Origin of the sequence: Maribacter hydrothermalis (genome assembly GCF_001913155.1) — a bacterium.
In the GTDB taxonomy this organism is placed as follows: Bacteria; Bacteroidota; Bacteroidia; order Flavobacteriales; family Flavobacteriaceae; genus Maribacter; species Maribacter hydrothermalis.
The window spans coordinates 719,583-735,938 of the sequence record NZ_CP018760.1; the positions used below are offsets into that span (position 1 = coordinate 719,583).

Sequence of the window (16,356 nt, forward strand, 5' to 3'; positions counted from 1 at the left end):
TCATAACAAACTATATAACATGGTGAAACATAAACCTACTTTCGAAGCCATTGAGCCAGATTTTGGTAAATCTTTTACATATCAGAAGTTTGATGAGTATAGATTAAACAAAAACAACCTTTGGCATTATCACCCAGAATTAGAATTAGTATATGTTAATGGCGGCTCTGGCAAAAGACAAATAGGTAGTCATGTATCATATTATACAAATGGCGACCTTATATTAATAGGTAGTAATCTTCCGCACTGTGGTTTTACCGATGCACTTACTGGTAATACCAGCGAAACTGTAGTTCAAATGAAAACTGATTTCTTAGGTACAGATTTTTTTAAGATTCCTGAAATGAAGAAAATTGAAACCCTTTTCAGCAGTGCTAGCGGCGGAATTGCCTTTTCTGGAAAAACAAAAAGAAAAATAGGTGATAAAATGGAAGTTTTGGAATACCAAACAGATTTTCAACGACTACTATCTATCCTAAATATTTTAAATGAACTGGGCAACTCTGACGATATGCGCATGTTAAATGCTGAAGGGTTTTCATTTGCAACAGATGTTAAGGATAATGATCGCATTAATATTGTATTCAATCATGTAAAGAATAATTTTAAGGAAGAACTTACACTTGAAGAAATATCGTCAATGGTAAGCATGACCATACCGTCTTTTTGCAGATACTTTAAAAAAATCACAAACAAAACATTTATACAATTCGTAAACGAATACCGTTTAGTTCATGCATCGAAATTATTAGCAGAAAAACCAATGAGTATAACTGAAGTTTGTTTTGAATGTGGGTTTAATAACTTTTCTCATTTCAACAAATCATTTAAAGCATTTACGGGTCAAAATCCATCAGAGTATAGAAATGAACTTAAAAATGTATTGGTGTAAGTTTTATACTTTATATAAAGTATAAAATTTTAAGGATAGTATACTTATCTACTATTGATCATACTTTTTAGACAGTATGTAATAGTGTTAATAAAATATCCAAATTATAAATTATTATTTAAACATCTCATTTAAAACTGCAGCTAGGCGTATACCTCCCTTTTGCAATTGGTCGTTTACGGTACTCCACCAGTCATAACTATAACGGTAACTTAATTTTTCACCTGGTTCTACCGATGCGTATACTTTCTCTGCCAAAAGATGAGATTCTTCTACCCAATCTAACAAGCTGCCTTTTTGTAAAAATGCTATTTGTTGCTTTGACATTTTTGGATATTCAAGAGCAAGTTCGGTAAAACTCATACCATTATCATCAATCATATTGGAATCCCAAACTCGATGTAAATTAGTTCCCTTTCCAAACCATTGTAACTGAATATCATTACCCCCTTTGTCTTCTTCTTTACCTACATGCATTGGTTGGTGCAAATCGCCAATAAGATGCACTAAAAACTTTAGGTAAAATACTTTGTCTTCTCTACTGCTATCTTCGCTTTTTATTATTTCAATACATCTATTTATACCTTGCACTAAATCACCATATTTATTTGGCTCGATCTCCGTATAAGTTTTTCCAAAAGGTATATTTACATAATGCCATGCACTAAATTTACTATATGCCCTATCGGCTTTTATTTCATCACCAAAATTAGCTACTGCTGCTAAACTATTACCATCTAACAAATCCGCAATGGCGCGTTTAGCTTTTTTACTCAGGTATTGTTCTGCAACCTCACCAACAACTCTATGGCCTGTTTTGGACCAAACCATATCATTTGCATAAATAGAATTGGAAACTATTAATAACAAGAGTAAAATATTCTTCATGTTCAAAATTTTACCCAAAAATAGGATTTCGTATTTTAAGGTAATGTTAAAACTTCGGTAAGGTTAAATTTATATTAGAACTTGCAAGAATGAAAAAAAGGAGCGTCCAGTCAAAAAAACAAAAAAATTATATTTTAAAAAGTGTTGGTTACTCCTTAATAGGTGTGTTTGTGCTTTTTATACTTTTTATAGGTTCCATTAATATAGGGCTTTGGGGAGAAATTCCATCTAAAAAAGAATTATCTAATTTTCAATATCAAATGGCGTCTGAGGTATATACCGCCGATAGCGTTCTAATAGGCAAATACTACTTGTATGACAGGCAACCTGTTTCTTTCCAAGACTTTCCTGAGCATTTAAAACAGGCCTTAATTTCTATTGAGGATGAACGTTTCTACGAGCACCAGGGTATTGATTTCAAAAGCCTTCTTCGTGTTGGGTTTAAAACACTATTAATGGGAGATAATTCTTCGGGTGGCGGAAGCACAATAAGTCAGCAATTAGCAAAAAATCTTTATCCTAGAAAAGAACGAAATAAAACCAACATAGTAGTAGACAAAGTTAAGGAAATGATAATTGCTAAAAGACTAGAGAAAATTTTCACAAAAGACGAAATACTAACGAATTACCTCAACACCGTGTCTTTTGGTGATAATACTTTTGGTATAGAAAGTGCCGCCTTAAAGTTTTACAACTTACGTACTAAGGATATTTCAACAACGCAGGCCGCTACCCTAGTTGGCATGCTAAAAGCTACTTATAGTTATAACCCTAGATTGTTTCCCGAGAAAAGTCTTAGCAGACGAAATTTAGTTTTAAAAGCAATGAATGGCAATAATTTAATTTCTGAAGAGCAGTTAGCTCACTTTTCGCAAGAAGATCTTAATCTTGATTATCGTGAATTTGATTATAACGCCGGTATTGCTCCATATTTTAGAGAAGAGGTGAGAAAAGAAATGTTAGGTTGGATTGCTGAGCAAAACAAAGCGGGAATCGATTATAACATTTATACGTCTGGACTAAAAATCTATACTACATTAAATTATAAAATGCAAAAGATTGCTGAAGATGCCATGATTAAACACATGACAAAACTTCAAAACGATTTTGAAAAAAGTTACGGAAAAAATGCTCCATGGCTTAAAGACAAGAAACTAATACAAAAAATAGCCACTAGAACTTCTGTGTATAAATCGTTTAAAAAAATGGGGATGACCCATGATCAAATTATTGACAGTTTATCAAAGGATACTCGTAAAAGAAAATTCATTGATTGGCAAGGGGAAAAAGAAGTAACAGCAACGACTTTAGATAGTATTCAGCATTACACCAAGTTCTTAAACACAGGCTCTTTAACGGTTAACCCCAATAATGGCGATATCCTAGTTTGGATTGGTGGTATTAATTTTAAGCAATACAAATACGACCATATTTCTCAAAGTAAACGACAAGTGGGCTCAACATTTAAACCTATTGTTTATACGGCGGCTTTAGAACAAGGGGTTACGCCATGTACCTATTTTTCTGCAGAAGAAGTAGAATATGACAATTTAAAAGGATGGTCTCCTAGTAATGCCGGCAACAAGGATGAGGCTTATCTAAATTACTCAATGGAAGAAGGTTTAAGTAATTCTGTAAATACAATTGCGGTTAAAGTTTTAGAAAAAGCAGGTATTGCCAATGTTTTAACCATGGCAAAAGATATGGGAATATCAGAAAAATTACCCGATGAGGCATCTATTGCCTTAGGAACAGGTGAAATAAAAATAGTAGAAATGGCCGAGGCGTATACTAGTTTTAGTAATAATGGTAAACATATAAAACCAATTTTAATAAAATCTATTAGTAATAACAAAGATTCGGTTTTAACCAAATTCAAGTCAGAATTAAGTGGTAAAGCTGCATTTTCAAAGGAAACTGGGCAAATTATGATAGAAATGATGAAATCTACCGTTAATTCTGGTACAGCTTCTAGATTACGAAGTACATACGGACTAAAAAATGAAATTGCCGGTAAAACAGGTACTACTCAAAATAATAAAGATGCTTGGTTTGTTGCACTTACTCCAAATTTTGTTCACCTAACTTGGGTTGGCTTAGATCAACACGAAATAGGATTCAGTAATACCAGTATTGGCCAAGGAGCTAATGCTGCACTACCCCTATTTGGATTATGGTTGCAAGAACTTAATCAAAATAAGAAGTTTGATAAATATACTAAAACAAGTTTTCCAAAACCCTCACCATCCGTTTTAGAAGCTTTAAACTGCGACCCCATAAAACGCGATGGATTTTTTAAACGATTATTTAAAAACCCTAACAAAAAGAAGACTAAAAAATTTAATGGGTAAGGGTCTTCCATAAAATAATCTATAAAAAACATGTTCAATTAAATTAAATTAATTTGATATATTTATGATATCATTTTAATATCATAAATTATGAAAGAAGAAAAAACCCATAGTGCACAAAATGGCTATCTTATGCTTTTTGTTGTTTTAGCCTTATTCATTGGTGGAATTGCACTTCTTAGAATTTACATTGGTGCCTTTATGATTTTTGCGGCATTAGTAATGTGTGCAGGTTTTGTTTTGGTGAACCCAAATAGTTCACGTGTGTTACTCTTATTTGGTAAATATGTAGGCACCATTAAAGAGAACGGCCTTTTTTGGGTAAATCCTTTGTATACTAAAAAAAGAATCTCATTAAGAGCTAGTAATTTTGATAGCGAGCGTTTAAAAGTTAATGATAAACTGGGCAATCCAATAATGATAAGCACCATTTTGGTTTGGCGCGTAACAAATACCTATAAAGCTGCATTTGATGTTGATGACTATCAAAATTTTGTTCGAGTGCAGACAGATGCTGCCGTACGTAAATTGGCTAGTATGTATCCCTATGATAATTTTGCCGATGAAGGTTTAGACGAAGATATTACATTAAGGTCCAGTGTAAATGAAGTAAGTGAAGCTTTAGAACAAGAAGTACAAGAACGCTTATCAATGGCGGGTATAGAAGTTTTAGAAGCTCGCATTGGTTATTTGGCCTATGCACAAGAAATTGCTAATGCCATGCTAAAAAGACAACAAGCCACAGCCATTGTTGCGGCAAGACATAAAATTGTTGAAGGCGCTGTTAGTATGGTAGAAATGGCTTTGGAAGAATTGAGTAAAAAAGATTTGGTAGCTTTAGACGATGAGCGTAAATCTGCCATGGTGAGCAACCTAATGGTCGTTCTCTGTTCAGATAAAGATGTTTCACCCATTGTAAATGCAGGTACTTTGAACCATTAAAATGAGAGTATTTCAAGAAACACAACGATTTACCCAATGGTGGCTACAACTTATAAATTTAACTATAGTTGGATTGCTGTTTTACGGGTTCTATAAGTGGTTTTACTTAGGTGAATCAATGGGAAATATCACTGCCGATGATAGTGATAATCAAATCATATTTACATTAATCATTGTACTTTGTTTACCATTAATTTATATGTTTAAGTTAAAAACAACTATTGACGAAGTAGGAATCCATTATCAGTTTACTCCTATCAATCTCTCAAAAAAAACAATACGTTGGAGTGAGTTGAAAAATTGTTATGTTAGAACGTATAATCCATTGAAAGAATTTGGCGGATGGGGTTATCGTAATTCTTTTGGGAAATCTTCAGCCATTAACGTTAAAGGAAATATAGGCATCCAATTAATATTAATGGATGGTAAAAAATTATTGATTGGCACTCAAAAGGAAAATGATGCAAAAATTATAATTGAACGGTATTTTAAAACTAATAATGAGTAAAAAAAAACCTTTTGCATTGCGGGTAAATGAAGAAATGCTGCAGGCTATTGAAAAATGGGCTGCAGATGAATTTCGTAGCACCAATGGGCAAATTGAATGGATGTTGATGAAAAGCTTAAAAGAAGCCAAAAGAGAACCAAAAACAAATAAACCTAAATAAGTTTAGCATTTATTTAACAAAACAAAAACTTAAATTTGGTCATCCAACAAATTATGACCAAAATGTTTAAATTCTTAAGTACTCTTGTACTTATATTTTTAGGTTCCTTTTTAACCGCACAAGACACCAACAAATCTTTTACTGTAAATCATATTAATTCCGAAATAGTACCCGACGGTATTCTTGATGAACCCGCTTGGAAAACGGCCGATAGCGCTAATGACTTTTGGGAATACTTTCCTTTAGACTCGATACAAGCCAAAAAACAAACCGATATTAAAATGCTGTATGACAATGACAATCTTTATATTGGCATAACAGTGCATACTGCTGGTAAAAATTATTCTATAGAATCTTTAAAAAGAGATTTTAGAGCCGGCAACAGTGATAATATTACACTTTTATTTGACACCTTTAATGATGGTAACAACTCATTCCTTTTTGGCATAAACCCTTATGGTGTTAGACGTGAAGGTTTAGTTTCCGGTGGTGGACTAAACCTAGATGGTTTTACAATTTCTTGGGATGTAAAATGGAAAGGAGATTCAAAAATTTATGACGATTATTATACCGCAGAAATGGTGATTCCTTTAACAGCATTCAAGTTTAAAGAAGGTGAAACAAAATGGAGGTTCAACAGCTATAGATTTGATACCCAGTCTAACGAGAATAGTACTTGGATGAATATTCCTCAAAATCAAAATATATTCGGTCTTACCTTTATGGGAGATATGGTTTTTGAAAAACCATTAGGAAAATACAGGACTCCCCTTGCTTTTATTCCTTATATAAATATGATTTCTCAAAAAGACTTTGAACTAAATGAACCAAACACTACCATTAAGGTTGGTGGCGATGCAAAAGTTGCTATCGGCAATAGTATGAATTTGGATATCACCGTAAATCCAGATTTTTCACAAGTGGAAGTTGATGATCAAGTAACCAACTTAACGCGTTTTGAAGTTTCTCTCCCCGAAAAAAGGCAATTCTTTATAGACAATAGCGACCTTTTTGGAAGTTTTGGTGGCGGTAGAGATGCAAATCCGTTTTTCTCTAGAAGAATTGGTATCGCAAAAGATACCGCCGACAATACTCTAGAAAATAAAATTATTGGTGGTGTTCGGTTAAGCGGTAAATTAACCAAAAGCTTAAGACTAGGATTTTTAAACCTGCAAACAGGTGAAGATTTAGATAAGCAAATTGCATCCAACAATAATACCATGTTAGCCTTGCAACAATCTGTGTTCGGTCGTTCAAACATTAGTATGTTCTTCATTAATCGGCAAACCTTTGAAGATTATGAGTTTCAAGACCCAGAAGATCGTTATAATAGAGTTGCAGGAGTTGATTATAATCTTATTTCAGATAATAATATATGGAATGGAAAATTTTACCTCCATAAATCTTTTGCTCATAATTCTGGAAATAAAAATCTTTCATCCGGAGCCTTTTTACAATACAATTCTAGAAACTGGAACTTCTTTGAAGATATAGTTTATGTAGGGGAAGACTTTAGGTCTGATCTTGGTTTTATTCGTAGAACCGATATTTTTAAAACGGCAACTATGTTCGAGCGTATATTTTGGCCAGAGGATAGTGCCTTGCAATCCCATAGTTTTAATTTTTTTCCTATACTTACCTTCAGTCCAGATAATGATTTCTTAAATACCGACTATGAATTAATGGGTTCTTGGGAATCAAAATTCACAGATCAATCAGAAATCAACGTTGAATACAACAATACCTACACCTATCTCTTTGAGGAATTTGACCCGACCGATAAAGATGATGCTATTCCCTTACCTGGCGAAATAGGATACCATTACAATAGTATTTCACTAGAATATAAATCAGATAGTAGAAAAAGATTTGCTTATTCCATTCAACCAACTATTGGCACTTTTTTTAATGGGGACCGGTATTCTATTCAAGGTGAAATATTTTTAAGGTTTCAACCCAAGGTTTTTTTATCCTTAGCCATGAACTATGACAATATTTCATTGCCCGCGCCATATTCTAGTGCAGATATTTGGCTTATTAGCCCTAAAATAGACGTTACATTTAGTAAATCAGTTTTTTGGTCAACTTTGGTTCAATATAGCAATCAACGAGATAATCTTGGGTTTAACTCAAGATTACAATGGCGATTTGCTCCCTTATCTGATTTATTTGTAGTTTATAATGATAATTATTTTGTAAACTCTTTCGAACCAAAATATAGGTCTATAAATCTTAAATTTTCTTATTGGTTAAATATTTAAAATGATGTACAGAATATTATGTTCTGATTTAGACGGAACTTTACTTTCTACTAAAAGCGATGTATCGGATTATGCTATAAAACAAATTGGTAGAATTAAGAATAAAACAAGAATAATTCTAGTCTCTGCAAGAATGCCAAGTGGCATGTACTACATTCAAGAAAGTTTGGGTATTACCAATCAACCGATCATTTGCTATAATGGTGCTCTTGTGCTATCAGAAAATAAAGTCTTAAACTCCGTATGTATTCCTATTCATATTGTAAAGAATTTACTTAGTCTTTGCAATGGTTTACAAGCTGATCTAGGGCTTTATCATAGTAACGAATGGTATGTTCCACAAACTTCTGTAAGAGTAGAAAAGGAAATAAAATATACAAAATCTACTCCCACTATTGAAAAAACAACTGTAACAATAGCCAAATGGGAAGAGCAAGAAGTGGGTGCACACAAAATAATGCTCATGTGTTCTAAAGAAAGTGCGGATATATTAATGCCAATGCTTGAAAAAAAATTTAAAGAACAATTAAATCTTTACAGATCTAATGACACGTTAATAGAGATTGCACCAATAGCTGTTTCTAAACTTTCTGCAATTAAATTGTTAATGGATAAAAATGAAACATTAGAAGATATTATTGCTTTTGGAGATAACTACAATGACATAGAAATGCTTGAAAATGTTGGTTGCGGTGTAGCTGTAGAAAATGCCAGAACAGAGGTAAAAAAAATTTCTAAACATATAACTTCAAAAAACACAGAGGACGGTGTTGCTCGTTTTATTGAAGAACACTTGGTTATTTAACTATATTTGAAAATACCAACTTACCAAAAAAATATGCATTATCTACTTTCTCAACCTTTAATAAGTAACGACACCGTAGTCTTTGGCCTTTTAGCGCTCTGCTTAGGATTTATATTTTATACTTCTAGTCGTAATACAGGTTTTTGGAGCAAATTCTATTCCGTAGTACCAGCTGTACTTATGTGCTATTTACTACCTGCTATTCTAACAAGTACGGGTATTATCTCAGATGAAATATCTAGTTTATATTTTATGGCAAGTAGATACTTACTACCAGCTGCTTTGGTATTAATGACACTAAGTATTGACATTAAAGCTATCTCTAATTTAGGTTCCAAAGCGCTAATTATGTTTTTAACAGGTAGTGCCGGTATTATTATCGGAGGACCTATTGCCATATTAATAGTATCTATATTTTCTCCTGATACAGTCGGCGGTAATGATTTTGATGCTATATGGAGAGGACTTTCTACTATTGCCGGAAGTTGGATCGGGGGTGGTGCCAACCAGGCCGCTATGTTAGAAATATTTCAATATAACCCAGAAAAATATGGAGGAATGGTATTGATAGATATTGTCGTGGCAAATGTTTGGATGGCAATTGTTTTACTAGGTGTTGGCAAAACTAAACAAATTGACAAATGGTTAAAGGCAGATACTTCGGCAATTGAAAAATTAAGAATAAAAGTAACTGAGTTTACCGAAAAAATTACCCGTGTACCCACCTTAAATGATTACATGATACTTTTGGCATTAGCATTTACTGCAGTTGGAATTGCGCATTTCCTAGGTGATGAAATTAGCAACTATTTAACCAGTAATTTTGATGCTGTAAGTGATCAAAAAAGTTTTCTTTCTTTTCTAGGGTCTAGCTTTTTTTGGATGGTAGTACTAGCTACTAGTTTAGGTATAGCGCTTTCATTTACAAAAGCCAAGAATTATGAAGGAGCAGGCGCCAGCAAAATAGGCGGAATGTTCATTTATATTTTAGTAGCCACTATTGGTATGAAAATGGATTTGGGTAAAGTTCTAGAGAATCCTGGTTTAATTGCAGTTGGCTTTATTTGGATTGCCATACATGCGGGTCTACTAATTTTTGTTGCAAAATTGATTAAAGCACCCTACTTCTTTTTAGCGGTAGGTAGTCAGGCAAATGTGGGCGGAGCAGCTTCAGCGCCAGTTGTAGCCGCAGAGTTTCACCCATCATTAACTTCAGTTGGTGTATTATTAGCAGTTTTAGGTTACGTGGTTGGTACCGGTGGAGCATTACTATGCGCCTATTTAATGGAAGTAGCTTCGAATTTATAGATCCTATTTTTAATAACAAATTAAGCCTCACCCTATATATCTATTAAAATTTATAGATATTTGCGGCCTAAATTATACGAATGAAAAAAATAATATTTGTTTTAGTTGCAATGCTGGTTTTAAGCTCATGTGGCGATAACCCAGAAGAAACTTTAATTGTAAACGGAAAAATTAAAGGTCTAAAAAAAGGAACGCTTTATTTACAACATGTTCCCGATACTCTTTTAATTACCGTTGATTCTTTAGCAATAAATGGAGATGGTAATTTTTCTTTCAAAACAAAATTAGATAGTCCTGAAATATTTTATTTATACTTAGATAAGAAAGACAATAACGATATTAATGACCGGATTACTTTTTTTGCTGAACCTGGTACAATAACAATAAATACGGACTGGAATACTTTCGATACCACTGCAAAAATTTCAGGTTCAAAAAGTCAAGAAAAATTGGAAGAATATAGACAAACGATGTCCGGTATTAATAAAAGAAATATTGAAATAATGATGAAAGCCGCTCAACCAGAAAATGAGCTTAGCCAAGTAAGTATTGATTCATTAGAAAATATAAGTAATAGAAATTTACAAAGAGGCTATGCCTTTGCTATTAATTTTGCACTAAATAATAAGAATTCTTTTATAGCACCTTATATTGCTTTAAAAGAAATACCTGATGCCAACATTAAATATTTAGATTCAATTTATGGTGTTTTACCTAAAGAGGTAATGGAATCTAAATATGGGAAAGAACTAGCTGTATTATTGAAAAAATAATTAAGTTTTAACTCAACTGTTTTATTTAAAAAAAGCATCCTGTATTTATTAGGATGCTTTTTTTATAACTAAACTTTAGCTTAATGTATTAAGCTAATTTATTTAATGAATCAACTAATTTATTCGCTCTAGTTTCTAAATCATTTCTTACTTCATTGAAATGAGCTTTCTTATTTTCAACTTTGCTTTGGTTAACTTTAGCAATAAGTTCATCGAAATCTACAATAGCTTGATCTACGATAGCTGAACCCTCCTTTGAATTGTTTTTCCCGTTTGCAGCTTCAACAATGTAAACACCTTCTATAATGTCACCAAGAACATTATTAATATTCTTTTTTAACTCTTTTATACTTGCCATTACTAATTATTTTTTTTGCAAAAATACACTTTTTCAATTGCTGAGTGGTTAATTATCAATTAAATAGTAACCTCTAAAAGTTTAGCTCCCATAGATTTTAAATAAATAGTAATGGTATTCGCTGGTAATAAAGCTGTTTCACCTTTTTTTATGGTTACTTCCCCTTCTGCAGTATTAATTAAAACTTCGCCACCAACACACATAAATATGGTAAATGAGTCGCGTTTTGTAGTATCAATTTCAATATCCTTGGTTAATTCAATGAAATTTGTTTTAAAATAAGGACAGTCAACCATGGTACTAATTTCATTAATACCTGGAGTATATGAAATTTTAAAATCATCTTTCTTTTCATAATCCACGGCATCAAGTGCCAACTCCGTATGCAATTCACGAAGGTTACCTTCCTTGTCCTTTCTATTAAAATCAAATACACGATAGGTGATATCAGAAGTTTGCTGAATTTCTGCTAACATTACACCAGCACCTATTGCATGAATTTTTCCTGTATTAATAAAAAAGGTATCTCCTTCTTTAACTTGCTCATAATTAAGTAGATCCAGTAAGGAGTTATTAGCAACACTTTCAGCATATTCTTCCTTGGTTACATCTTTATTAAAACCTACAATAAGTTCTGCTTTTGGGTCAGCATCCATTATGTACCACATTTCTGTTTTACCAAAAGAATTGTGACGTTTTTTTGCCAACTCGTCATTAGGGTGCAATTGTATAGAAAGGTCTTGCTTAGCATCTATAAACTTTATTAAAATTGGAAATTCTTTTCCAAAGCGTTCTACAACACTTTTTCCTAAAAGTTCCTCTCCATTAGAATCTATTAGCTCCTGAAGTGATTTTCCTGCTAAACTTCCATTTTCAATTACTGAAACATCTCCTTTAACAGTTGAGAGCTCCCAACTCTCACCGGTAATATCACTTTCAATAGGTTTGCCTAGTACTTCTTTTAGCTTAGTGCCTCCCCAAAGTCTTTCTTTTAAAATTGGTCTAAATTTTAAAGGATGTATCAACATAGAATAAAAATTATTTAGAAGTAATAATATATTTAATTAATAACGGGCAAATAAGAGTTTTCTTAAATGATAACCCCTATTTAACCTGAAAAAGTCACAAAATTTCGAGGAGTTTCATATAATACTATTTCCAAATCGCTAGAAGGTAAAATATGTGGTCGTAATTTTTTCCATATAACAATGGCTATATTTTCAGCAGTAGGGTTCATATTCATAAATTCAACAACCTCAATATTTAAGTTTTTATGGTCAAGATAATCTTCAATTTCAACTTTGATCAAATCTTTTAACACTTTCATATCCATTACAAAACCGGTCTCAGAATCAATCTCGCCAGTAACACTTACTATAAGTTCATAGTTATGACCATGAAAATTTGGATTGTTACATTTTCCAAAAATTTGAGCATTTTTACTATCCGTCCAATCTTTTCTATATAACCTATGGGCGGCATTAAAATGCGCTTTTCTACTTACCTTTACTTTCATTTTTTTTTGGATTTATAAATAAGTGCTCGTAGAATTTATCGAAAATTATCTTAAACCATGCTGTATATGTTTTAGGATTGGTAGAAATATCCATCCTAATTAATTCAGGAGACATCCATTTCCATGCCTCTACTTCATCTGGATTAACTTTAGGTTCAGCATTATAAGTTCCCAACATCACATGATCAAACTCATGCTCAGTTAATCCATTATCAAATGGAGCTTTATAAATAAAGGAAAACAATTCTTTTAACTCTGTCTGAAATCCCATTTCTTCTTGAAGTCGTCGTTTACCGGCTTCGATATTAGACTCCCCTACTCGTTGATGACTGCAACAGGTATTGGTCCATAATAATGGTGAGTGATACTTAGAGGCAGAACGTTGCTGTAACATTATTTCGCCTTCATCATTAATTATAAAAACCGAAAATGCCCTATGTAAAATAGCCTTTTCATGGGCTTCCATTTTTGGCATTGTTCCAATTTGTTCGTTTTCTTGATTTACAAGAATTACTTCTTCTTCCTTCATTTCGTAAAAATAAGACGTTTAGCTTATTCTACGAAAAGCATAGCAGATAATAATATGTTAATTGAAATTGACTAGAAGAATCGAGGTGATTTCAGATTATCCTTAGTGGAAATAAAATCATACCTAAATATTACTTCAAAAGAACCATCATTAAATGCCGCATTTCCAAGTTCTGTGGTTTCTTTATCATAGGCAATACCGATTAGGAATTTATTAGATACATTAAACCCAGCCATACCACTAAACGCGGCATCCCATCTATAGGCTCCTCCAAGAATAAATTTATCGTTTAACATGAAGTTCACAGATAAATCTACTTGTAACGGTGCGCCTTTTACAACTTTGGTAAGTAAAGCTGGCTTAAATTTTACAAACTCATTTAAATCCCATACATAACCTGTAATAAGGTAAAGATTCATTTGCTCTTTTGCTGTTGACAAGTTTGACTCTTGAAAATGAGTAGTTTCTAAAAATCTTGGTATTGATAATCCTAAATAATATTTATTAGTATGATAATAGACTCCTGCTCCAATATTTGGAGATAATCTATTATCAATATCTTGCTGTAATGTAGGATCTGTTGTGTATTGATTTAATTCTGAAAATCTAATATCCAATAAGTTAGCACTTGTCTTTAAACCAAAACTTAGCCTACCTTCCGTTGAAGTCCAAACCGTATACGAGAAATCAATATCAAAGTTAGTTTCAGAAGTAGGTCCTATTTCATCATTTACTATTGACAAACCTAAACCTACACCTCTATAACCGATTGGCGAATGAGCATTGAATGTTTGTGTTGTTGGTGCACCATCTAAACCTACCCATTGAGAACGATGCAAAGCGCCTATACTAATGTGTCCTCTAGAACCGGCATAAGCAGGGTTGACACTTATAGTATTATACATATACTGCGTATACTGTGCATCTTGCTGACCATAAGAAAACACTCCAAAGCAAAGTGCCGCAATAGCGGCAAACTGCTTAAGAAACTGCATTTTATTATTGTATATATATTTTGCAAACATTAATCTTATCTATTTATATATATGTAACCTGAAAGGGATTTTGTCTCTCCATTTGGTAATTCATAATCTAGTATATAGAAATACGTTCCTACTGGTAACTTACGATCTACATCTACTGTAACCCTACCTTCCGATGTACCATCAAAAACATTTCCTTCGGTATTATAAGCTTTTGTCATGTAAACAGACACGCCCCATCTATTATAAATTTTTAAAGAATTGTTAGGGTAATTCTGTAAACCATCTATTCTTAGAACATCATGAATACCATCACCGTTAGGTGTAATAACGTTGAAAACTTCAATTTCTTCTTCTAATTCTCCTAAATCTGAATCTAAATAATTAGGTATACCATCTTCATCAGAATCGTCATCTGCATAATTTCCGTTAAGATTGATATCTTCATCACGAGTTTCTATACCATCATCGTCATCATCGGTATCCCTATAATCTGACTCTTCATCACTATCCGTATTAGGAAGCTGACCGTAAGGATCATCAATTTCATCATTGACATCGATATCAACAGAAATACTACCTTCATACCCGTCATCTAGTCCATCGTTATCCTTATCAGATCCTATTCTTACGACATCTGCGATACCATTATGATCATAGTCATGACCTTCAACTGAGTCTAATACGTTATCGTTATCACTATCCTCATCTAAATAATCAGGAAGGTTATCGCTATCAGTATCAACTGGGAATATTCCAGTTAAACCATTAGCTTCATAGGCATCATCTAAACCATTGGTATTCGCATCGATCCCTGAAGGCGGAATGTAATCTGCCGTAGCCTGAGCTTCAACATTATCCGGTATACCATCACCGTCAGCATCTATATCTAGATAATCTGGGAAGCCGTCACCATCAGTGTCCGTAGAATCTGTAGAAGGATCATTATCGCCATCTAAATTCAAATCTTCAAAACTATCAACAATACCATCATCATCGCTATCTATATCAACACCTAAAGGATTAATAAGAATTGTTATGGTAGATGTACTACAATTACCTACTGCATCACAAACCGTATAATCAAAAGCATCTGTGCCTATGTAATTATTATTCGGAAAATAGGTAGGAATATCATCTGATGGGTCATTTGGAGTGCCATTATCATCAACAGTTACCGAACCATTAGTTGGCTGGGATACACTAAATGTCCCATCCGTAGGTAAATCATTATCGTTTAATTGCCAAGTATTAATTGCCCTAATTTCATTGATATCTATGGCAATTGAATCATCATTGGTATCCAATATTGGTAAAACCTCTATGGTTACTGTTGCTGTACTACAATCTCCATAAGCATTGCAAATAGTGTAGTCGAAACTATCAGTACCATTAAAATCTACATTTGGTGTATAGGTTACAATATCATCTAATGGATTATTTGGTGTACCACCATCATCAATGGATACAGTTCCATTTGACGGATTTGTAGTAGTTAAATCACCTATAATAGGTAAATCTTCATCATTTGCATATATATCAATAACAACAGAAACTTCCTCGTCTGTGGTAACTAAATCATCTTCTAAATTGGCCGCTTCTGGTAAGCATACTACCGTAAAATTAGGCAGACTGAAAGTATTACCAGCTTTTGTTACCATTGCGGTATATCTCACCACTTCGTCTGTCGCTACAACCATAGGTCTTAGTTGATCCCCAATGATGGCCGGATTCCAATTAACTGATGCACTACTTGGGACATTAGAAGTAATATCCATCGTTACTTCATTGTTTGGATTATTACAATCTGTAACAATGAAATATCCAGTTGCGTTTGATCCACATAAAGTACCATCATAAGTAGCAAAATAAATACCTGGTTGTGTTACTTCATAAAAAGAATCGGTACCGAGTACCGTTGCCGTATCTGAAGCTTCATACCAGCGAAAATTATTTTGATCACTATCCGTAGGTGCCTGAAGTAAAAACTGGGCGTTAGATACCAACATTCCCAGTATCGTTAAAACGATACTGAGAAACATGGTTTTATATATATGAGTTTTTTTCAAATCGATTTGGAAT

16 protein-coding genes are annotated in these 16,356 nt (G+C 33.1%); 9 read left to right on the forward strand and 7 right to left on the reverse strand.

Features of this window, described 5'->3' with window-relative positions:
• Positions 1-19: 19 nt before the first annotated feature.
• Complete coding sequence (locus tag BTR34_RS03180; protein ID WP_068485061.1) at positions 20-892, forward strand: AraC family transcriptional regulator; 873 nt, start codon at positions 20-22, stop codon at positions 890-892.
• Positions 893-1,006: 114 nt separating this feature from the next.
• Here the strand turns inward: BTR34_RS03180 and BTR34_RS03185 are convergent, their stop codons facing one another.
• Positions 1,007-1,780, reverse strand: coding sequence for a S1/P1 nuclease (locus tag BTR34_RS03185; protein ID WP_068485062.1), 774 nt, complete (start codon positions 1,778-1,780; stop codon positions 1,007-1,009).
• 89 nt (positions 1,781-1,869) lie between these two features.
• Here BTR34_RS03185 and BTR34_RS03190 point away from each other — a divergent pair, with 89 nt between their 5' ends.
• The 8 genes from BTR34_RS03190 (at position 1,870) to BTR34_RS03225 (ending at position 10,888) form a co-directional block, all read left to right on the forward strand.
• The gene (locus BTR34_RS03190; RefSeq protein ID WP_068485063.1) at positions 1,870-4,131 is read left to right on the forward strand and encodes a transglycosylase domain-containing protein; all 2,262 of its coding nucleotides are present in this window, start codon (positions 1,870-1,872) and stop codon (positions 4,129-4,131) included.
• A 90-nt stretch (positions 4,132-4,221) separates the two neighbouring features.
• Entirely contained in the window at positions 4,222-5,073 is an 852-nt protein-coding gene (locus tag BTR34_RS03195) for an SPFH domain-containing protein (protein WP_068485064.1), read from the forward strand.
• 1 nt (position 5,074) lies between these two features.
• Positions 5,075-5,581, forward strand: coding sequence for a hypothetical protein (locus tag BTR34_RS03200; RefSeq protein WP_068485065.1), 507 nt, complete (start codon positions 5,075-5,077; stop codon positions 5,579-5,581).
• Positions 5,574-5,741 (forward strand): Arc family DNA-binding protein, encoded by a 168-nt coding sequence (locus BTR34_RS03205; protein WP_068485066.1) that lies wholly within the window; start codon positions 5,574-5,576, stop codon positions 5,739-5,741. Before BTR34_RS03200 ends, BTR34_RS03205 begins: the two co-directional genes overlap by 8 nt.
• A gap of 62 nt (positions 5,742-5,803) precedes the next feature.
• Positions 5,804-8,002 carry a DUF5916 domain-containing protein gene (locus BTR34_RS03210; protein WP_068485075.1) on the forward strand — a complete coding sequence of 733 codons (2,199 nt, stop codon included), beginning with the start codon at positions 5,804-5,806 and terminating at the stop codon, positions 8,000-8,002.
• Position 8,003: 1 nt separating this feature from the next.
• Positions 8,004-8,807 carry a Cof-type HAD-IIB family hydrolase gene (locus tag BTR34_RS03215; RefSeq protein ID WP_082960177.1) on the forward strand — a complete coding sequence of 268 codons (804 nt, stop codon included), beginning with the start codon at positions 8,004-8,006 and terminating at the stop codon, positions 8,805-8,807.
• A gap of 33 nt (positions 8,808-8,840) precedes the next feature.
• Complete coding sequence (locus tag BTR34_RS03220; RefSeq protein WP_068485067.1) at positions 8,841-10,115, forward strand: DUF819 family protein; 1,275 nt, start codon at positions 8,841-8,843, stop codon at positions 10,113-10,115.
• 80 nt (positions 10,116-10,195) lie between these two features.
• Positions 10,196-10,888: a DUF4369 domain-containing protein gene (locus tag BTR34_RS03225; protein WP_068485068.1), complete on the forward strand. Its 693-nt coding sequence runs from the start codon at positions 10,196-10,198 to the stop codon at positions 10,886-10,888.
• Positions 10,889-10,976: 88 nt separating this feature from the next.
• On the opposite strand, the gene BTR34_RS03230 is transcribed toward BTR34_RS03225, so the two are convergent.
• The 6 genes from BTR34_RS03230 to BTR34_RS03255 form a co-directional block, all read right to left on the reverse strand.
• Positions 10,977-11,246 (reverse strand): hypothetical protein, encoded by a 270-nt coding sequence (locus BTR34_RS03230; protein ID WP_068485069.1) that lies wholly within the window; start codon positions 11,244-11,246, stop codon positions 10,977-10,979.
• Between the two features lie 59 nt (positions 11,247-11,305).
• Positions 11,306-12,268 (reverse strand): type I phosphomannose isomerase catalytic subunit, encoded by a 963-nt coding sequence (locus tag BTR34_RS03235; protein WP_068485076.1) that lies wholly within the window; start codon positions 12,266-12,268, stop codon positions 11,306-11,308.
• 86 nt (positions 12,269-12,354) lie between these two features.
• Entirely contained in the window at positions 12,355-12,762 is a 408-nt protein-coding gene (locus BTR34_RS03240) for a 6-pyruvoyl trahydropterin synthase family protein (RefSeq protein WP_068485070.1), read from the reverse strand.
• The gene (gene idi, locus BTR34_RS03245) at positions 12,743-13,291 is read right to left on the reverse strand and encodes an isopentenyl-diphosphate Delta-isomerase (protein ID WP_068485071.1); all 549 of its coding nucleotides are present in this window, start codon (positions 13,289-13,291) and stop codon (positions 12,743-12,745) included. The genes BTR34_RS03240 and idi overlap by 20 nt, the downstream gene beginning before the upstream one ends.
• Before the next feature lie 71 nt (positions 13,292-13,362).
• On the reverse strand, positions 13,363-14,286 hold the full coding sequence (locus BTR34_RS03250; RefSeq protein ID WP_068485077.1) for a PorP/SprF family type IX secretion system membrane protein: 924 nt from the start codon (positions 14,284-14,286) through the stop codon (positions 13,363-13,365).
• A 35-nt stretch (positions 14,287-14,321) separates the two neighbouring features.
• Complete coding sequence (locus tag BTR34_RS03255; RefSeq protein WP_068485072.1) at positions 14,322-16,316, reverse strand: T9SS type B sorting domain-containing protein; 1,995 nt, start codon at positions 16,314-16,316, stop codon at positions 14,322-14,324.
• Positions 16,317-16,356 lie beyond the last annotated feature (40 nt).

Excerpts from the sequence above, each read along its gene's own strand:
- BTR34_RS03195 (WP_068485064.1), top strand. The coding sequence starts at position 4,222 with ATGAAAGAAGAAAAAACCCATAGTGCACAAAATGGCTATCTTATGCTT.
- BTR34_RS03250 (WP_068485077.1), bottom strand. The coding sequence starts at position 14,286 with ATGCAGTTTCTTAAGCAGTTTGCCGCTATTGCGGCACTTTGCTTTGGA.
- BTR34_RS03205 (WP_068485066.1), top strand. The coding sequence starts at position 5,574 with ATGAGTAAAAAAAAACCTTTTGCATTGCGGGTAAATGAAGAAATGCTG.
- BTR34_RS03190 (WP_068485063.1), top strand. The coding sequence starts at position 1,870 with ATGAAAAAAAGGAGCGTCCAGTCAAAAAAACAAAAAAATTATATTTTA.
- BTR34_RS03200 (WP_068485065.1), top strand. The coding sequence starts at position 5,075 with ATGAGAGTATTTCAAGAAACACAACGATTTACCCAATGGTGGCTACAA.
- BTR34_RS03180 (WP_068485061.1), top strand. The coding sequence starts at position 20 with ATGGTGAAACATAAACCTACTTTCGAAGCCATTGAGCCAGATTTTGGT.
- BTR34_RS03255 (WP_068485072.1), bottom strand. The coding sequence starts at position 16,316 with ATGTTTCTCAGTATCGTTTTAACGATACTGGGAATGTTGGTATCTAAC.
- BTR34_RS03215 (WP_082960177.1), top strand. The coding sequence starts at position 8,004 with ATGATGTACAGAATATTATGTTCTGATTTAGACGGAACTTTACTTTCT.
- BTR34_RS03220 (WP_068485067.1), top strand. The coding sequence starts at position 8,841 with ATGCATTATCTACTTTCTCAACCTTTAATAAGTAACGACACCGTAGTC.
- BTR34_RS03240 (WP_068485070.1), bottom strand. The coding sequence starts at position 12,762 with ATGAAAGTAAAGGTAAGTAGAAAAGCGCATTTTAATGCCGCCCATAGG.
- BTR34_RS03210 (WP_068485075.1), top strand. The coding sequence starts at position 5,804 with ATGTTTAAATTCTTAAGTACTCTTGTACTTATATTTTTAGGTTCCTTT.
- BTR34_RS03225 (WP_068485068.1), top strand. The coding sequence starts at position 10,196 with ATGAAAAAAATAATATTTGTTTTAGTTGCAATGCTGGTTTTAAGCTCA.
- idi (WP_068485071.1), bottom strand. The coding sequence starts at position 13,291 with ATGAAGGAAGAAGAAGTAATTCTTGTAAATCAAGAAAACGAACAAATT.
- BTR34_RS03185 (WP_068485062.1), bottom strand. The coding sequence starts at position 1,780 with ATGAAGAATATTTTACTCTTGTTATTAATAGTTTCCAATTCTATTTAT.
- BTR34_RS03230 (WP_068485069.1), bottom strand. The coding sequence starts at position 11,246 with ATGGCAAGTATAAAAGAGTTAAAAAAGAATATTAATAATGTTCTTGGT.